This window comes from Bradyrhizobium sp. (assembly GCF_019242285.1).
Classification (GTDB): domain Bacteria; phylum Pseudomonadota; class Alphaproteobacteria; order Rhizobiales; family Xanthobacteraceae; genus Bradyrhizobium.
This window is the reverse complement of the sequence record NZ_JAFAVV010000524.1, coordinates 1-4,535: the sequence shown is the minus strand read 5'-3', so window position 1 is coordinate 4,535 and position 4,535 is coordinate 1. Positions and strand designations below refer to the sequence as shown.

Below are 4,535 nucleotides of genomic sequence, written 5' to 3'. Positions count from 1 at the left end.
CCGATCAGATGACGGAGCCATCCTCTCGGATGGATCGCCAGCCACAGGCAATCACAGGATCGCGACCACTACCTGTTCCGTAGACTACACTTTCCGGAACGGCTCTCAAGCCGAGCAGAAAGCGTGCGAGCAGGACAGAGTCGCTGTCGACGAACACGGTTCGGAGCCAGCGGCAAAGCGGCTTCAGGCGCAGTAGCGGTTCACCCACGCCATCTTCCACTGCCTTTCCAGAATGGCGCTTATGACGCTACTGCCGTGCTGCTTAATCCAGGCTCAAGACAACACGAGCTTGGCTGCGAGCACTACGAACACTAGCGACGCCGCGCCGTTGAGCTTGGCCTCCCGCCCTGCTGCACGCCTCATCCAAGCCCCCACCTGATTGGCGAGTAGAGACACAATCGAGAAGCATAACAGCGCACAAGCCATGAAGATGGCTCCGAGGACGAGAATCTGGCCCATGACGCCGCCGCGCCCAGGGTCGGTGAACTGCGGCAGGAAAGCGAGGAAGAAGATTGCCACTTTGGGATTGGTGACATTCATCAGCGCCGCGCGTGCATAGATGGCGCGTAGCGTTGTTGTGGCTCCGTCCGCCTGAAGGGGCATCGCCGCTGCCCGGAACGCGCGCCACGCGAGATAGAGCAGGTAAGCGGCTCCGACGTATCGGAGGGCAGCGAAGGCGAGCGGTGAGGCTTGCACCAATGCCGCCAGACCAAGCGCGACGGCTGTGGTGTGAACGAGGAGGCCGCTACAGAGCCCCAAGGTGGCGAGCAATCCCGCTCTTCGACCACGCAGCATGGATTCGGTCAGGACGAACAACAGATCGGGACCGGGCACCAACGCCAGCAGGATGGATGCGGCGACAAAGGCATAGAAGCTGGACGGAATGACAATCATGCAGCGCTCACCGGGATAGAAGGCTCGTGAGCCGCACATATTCATCATCTGCGATGCAGATTGTGCGCATATTCAGCGATGATACGCAGATATTTGCGCCAAAATTCGCATATAATCACCCGCCATGCAGAAAATCCAGCAAGCGGAGAAGCAGAGTGTCCCTTGATGCTTTTGACATCCGCATCCTGCGCGCAATCCAGCGGGCAGGTGACCTTACGCACGCGCAGCTTGCGGAGCAGGTTCACTTGTCGGCCAGCCAGTGCGCCCGGCGGCTCGAACGGTTACGGCAGTCGGGCTATATCGACCGCACTGTCACGCTCCTGAATCGGGAGCGGCTGGGGCTAGCTGTGCTTGCCCACGTCCTCGTCAGTCTGCGCGAGCATCAGGGGGCGCAGAACCAAGCCTTTCGCCAGTTCGTCATCGATGCGCCGGAAGTGCTCGAATGCTACATGCAAAGCGGTGATATCGACCTGATCCTGAAAGTTGCCGTTCGCGATCTGGAAGGGTTGGGTGACTTCATTGATCGGCTGATTGCCGTCACCGGCGGGTTGGCGGCGCTGCGTTCATGCATCGTGCTCAGGTCGATCAAGACAGCGAACGAATTAGTGGTAAGCAGCGACTGAAGTTCCACCTCATCCCGACGGCCATTCTGTGCGGAATTCAAGCAGACTGTGTGAAAACTCCATACCGTAACGGCAATCAGCAATTTGCAGTCTAAAGCGGGTGCGAGCTTAAGCTATTCGTGCTCATAAGCAGCTACTGACGACCAAATCTATCGTGACTTCTACTTACGTTCGAGTTTTCGCACAGTCTGCTTGAATTATGAGGCAGAGGCATGAGCGCTTGATTGCGTCCATTCTCTTCGCTAGATTTCCTCATCGACAGAGTGGCAACTAGGGTTCCGGACGGAATGTCCGTCGCTGGACCGAGCGTTGCAGAAACCGTGGGAGTTCCACGGCTGCACCCGAGGGACAAAATCCCAGAGGCGGAGATGTCGAGATCAACCCGCGCCAGCGGCGCGTTAGGAGGTCTCGATGGCTATTGCCTCGTTGCTGCTCGTTGTGATTGCGTCTTTTGTCCATGCCAGTTGGAATCTACTTGCCAAACGGGCGGCATCGGTCGGCCCGATCTTCGTTTTTGCCTACAATCTCATAGCTTGCGTCGTATATGCACCATGGGTGCTGTATCTGCTTGGAAAAGGCGACGGTATCGCTTGGTCGCCGATGGGCGTCGGCTTCATTGTGCTCAGTGGCTTCATCCATCTGGCTTATAGTCTCTGTCTGCAACGTGGATACCAGATCGCCGACCTGTCGGTGGTCTACCCAATCGCGCGGGGAACCGGCCCGATGCTCTCGACGCTCGGCGCTTTTCTGATCCTTGGGGAAATACCCTCCGGTCATGGCGTAATCGGGTTGCTGCTCGTGGTTGCCGGAATTGGCCTTATTACCACGCAGGGCGATCTGTCCGCCTTCACGCGCCCAAGGGGGCAATCGGGCGTCAGGTGGGGAATCACGACCGGCGGTCTAATCGCATCCTATACGGTGGTTGATGCTTACACCGTAAAGGCGCTTGGTATTGCGCCAGTCCTGCTGGACTGGTTCTCAAATCTGCTGCGGTTTTTTCTTCTGGCCCCGCTGGTGATCGCCGACCCACGCCGCGCCATCGATGCAATGCGCGGTTATTGGTGGCTCGCCGTTGGTGTGGGGCTGCTCTCACCCCTGTCCTATATCTTGGTGCTGGCGGCTCTACGCTCCGGAGCGCCGCTTAGCCTTGTGGCTCCTATGCGCGAAATGTCGATGATGGTTGGTGCGCTCATGGGAATGCTGATCCTGCGGGAAAAGGTCGGTTCGTGGCGACTCCTGGGATGTGGTGTGCTGATCGTTGGCGTTATCTTGCTGTCCTCAGCCTAACGGAGCGCTAGACCGCAAGGTCATTCATTGTAGAGACCTTCCCGACATTTCGGGATGGCGGATTCCCGCCTAGTTTGAGGCATGGCGAAGCGCAAAAACTCCCTCCAGTTCGCCGCTCTTCCTTGGCGGCTCGATGACCGAGGCATGCGCCAAATCATGCTTTCTCACTTCGCGTGAGACGCATCGCTGGGTAGTTCCAAAAGGCTGGCCCATGAAAGGTAAGAAGCCAGCCGAGGTCGCCGCTCAGGAAGCCTTCGAAGAGGCTGGACTGATCGGCAAGATTGTCGGCAAGAAGCCGCTCGGCAATTTCCATTATCCCAAGCGTCTGCCGCATCGAACCATCCTTTGCGAGGTGCGCGTCTACCTGTTTCGGGTCGAGCGGCAGCTAGAGGCATGGCCCGAGATGGGGCAGCGGGAGACGAGATGGTTTGATGCCAATGAGGCAGCCGAGCTAGTAGACGAAAGCGGCCTTGCAGTGATCATCGAACGTTTTGCCGGTTGTCAGGTCCGCTTTGTCGCCTATCGGCGAGAGAAGCGTCGAGCACATCGGTGGATTTACATGCCACATGATAGTTTCGATTAGGTCATCCGTCACCGAGTTTCTTTAGAGCTTTGGTGCAGATGTTTTGATTTACGCAAATTCCTGTAGGCACGGACAGGCCGCATTTGACCCGCCAGACACGGCCTCCTAGGCTTTCTCCGCCGCTCATGGATCGGAAGCCGGTGAAAGCCCGGCACGGTCGCGTCGCTGTAATCGTTGCACGCACTCGCGCGTGCGCCTGCGAGAGTCAGACCCGCTATGAGGACGGCGACGTTCAACGGGACGCGAAAATCCCAAGGAGCCACGCTGATGTCCGACCACACGCTTGCGCCCGACGTCCTCGCCGCGCCCATCCCGGTGCGTGAAGTCCTGCCGTGGGTGCTCTTTGGCGCGCTGCTCCTGCTGGCACTCTATTTCGTCGGGGCCGAAGAGGGGGCCACGTCCATCGTCCCCGGCATGTATGTGCACGAGTTCGTCCACGACGGCCGTCACCTGCTTGGGTTCCCCTGCCATTGAGGGGGAACGCCGCAGATGGTCAGAGCCCTTCTCGTCCGGGGCATGCTGGTCGGCCTCGTGGCTGGCCTGCTGGTCTTCGCCGTTGGCAGGCTGGCGGGCGAGCCGCAAGTTGACCGGGCCATCGCGTTCGAGACGGCGATGGACGAGGCCAGGGCGAAAGCCGACATGGCGAGAGGCATGCCGGCCACGGCGCCAGAGCCGGAGCTTGTCAGCCGGGAGGTGCAGGCGAGCCTCGGCCTGTTCACCGGCGTGGTGGTCTACTCGGCCGCGTTCGGGGGCTTGTTCGCGTTGGTGTTCGCCGTTGCCTATGGCCGCGTCGGCAACTTGAGACCGCGCGCCGTCTCGGCCCTGCTGGCGCTTGGTGGCTTTCTCGCTCTGTATGTCGTGCCCAACCTGAAGTACCCCGCCAATCCGCCGTCGGTTGGCGATCCGGCGACCATTGGGCTGCGCACCGGCCTCTACTTCTCGATGATGCTGGTCTCAATCGTCGCGATGGTCCTCGCGGTGATGGCGCAGCGGCGGTTGGCGCCTCGGCTTGATGGGTGGTCCGCCACCCTGATGGCGGCCGCGGGCTATCTCGCCGTGATCGTCGTGGCCGGCCTCCTGCTGCCCGCCGTCAACGAAGTGCCGGAGGGGTTTCCTGCGGTCTTGCTGTGGCGGTTTCGCATGGCGTC

6 protein-coding genes are annotated in these 4,535 nt (G+C 60.0%); 5 read left to right on the top strand and 1 reads right to left on the bottom strand.

Annotated elements, in window-relative coordinates:
* Window positions 1–273: 273 nt before the first annotated feature.
* A complete protein-coding gene (locus JOY90_RS20870) occupies window positions 274–894 on the bottom strand; it encodes a LysE family translocator (RefSeq protein WP_291692999.1) in 621 nt (206 codons plus the stop codon).
* A 155-nt stretch (window positions 895–1,049) separates the two neighbouring features.
* Here JOY90_RS20870 and JOY90_RS20865 point away from each other — a divergent pair, with 155 nt between their 5' ends.
* From JOY90_RS20865 to JOY90_RS20845, 5 genes are all read left to right on the top strand, one after another.
* Complete coding sequence (locus JOY90_RS20865) at window positions 1,050–1,517, top strand: Lrp/AsnC family transcriptional regulator (RefSeq protein WP_291692998.1); 468 nt, start codon at window positions 1,050–1,052, stop codon at window positions 1,515–1,517.
* Window positions 1,518–1,928: 411 nt separating this feature from the next.
* Entirely contained in the window at window positions 1,929–2,804 is an 876-nt protein-coding gene (locus tag JOY90_RS20860; protein WP_291692997.1) for a DMT family transporter, read from the top strand.
* A gap of 211 nt (window positions 2,805–3,015) precedes the next feature.
* On the top strand, window positions 3,016–3,387 hold the full coding sequence (locus tag JOY90_RS20855) for an NUDIX hydrolase (RefSeq protein ID WP_291692996.1): 372 nt from the start codon (window positions 3,016–3,018) through the stop codon (window positions 3,385–3,387).
* Between the two features lie 267 nt (window positions 3,388–3,654).
* The gene (locus JOY90_RS20850) at window positions 3,655–3,861 is read left to right on the top strand and encodes a CbtB-domain containing protein (RefSeq protein ID WP_291692995.1); all 207 of its coding nucleotides are present in this window, start codon (window positions 3,655–3,657) and stop codon (window positions 3,859–3,861) included.
* A 42-nt stretch (window positions 3,862–3,903) separates the two neighbouring features.
* A partial coding sequence (locus tag JOY90_RS20845) for a CbtA family protein (protein ID WP_291692994.1) occupies window positions 3,904–4,535 on the top strand: 632 nt, incomplete at its 3' end.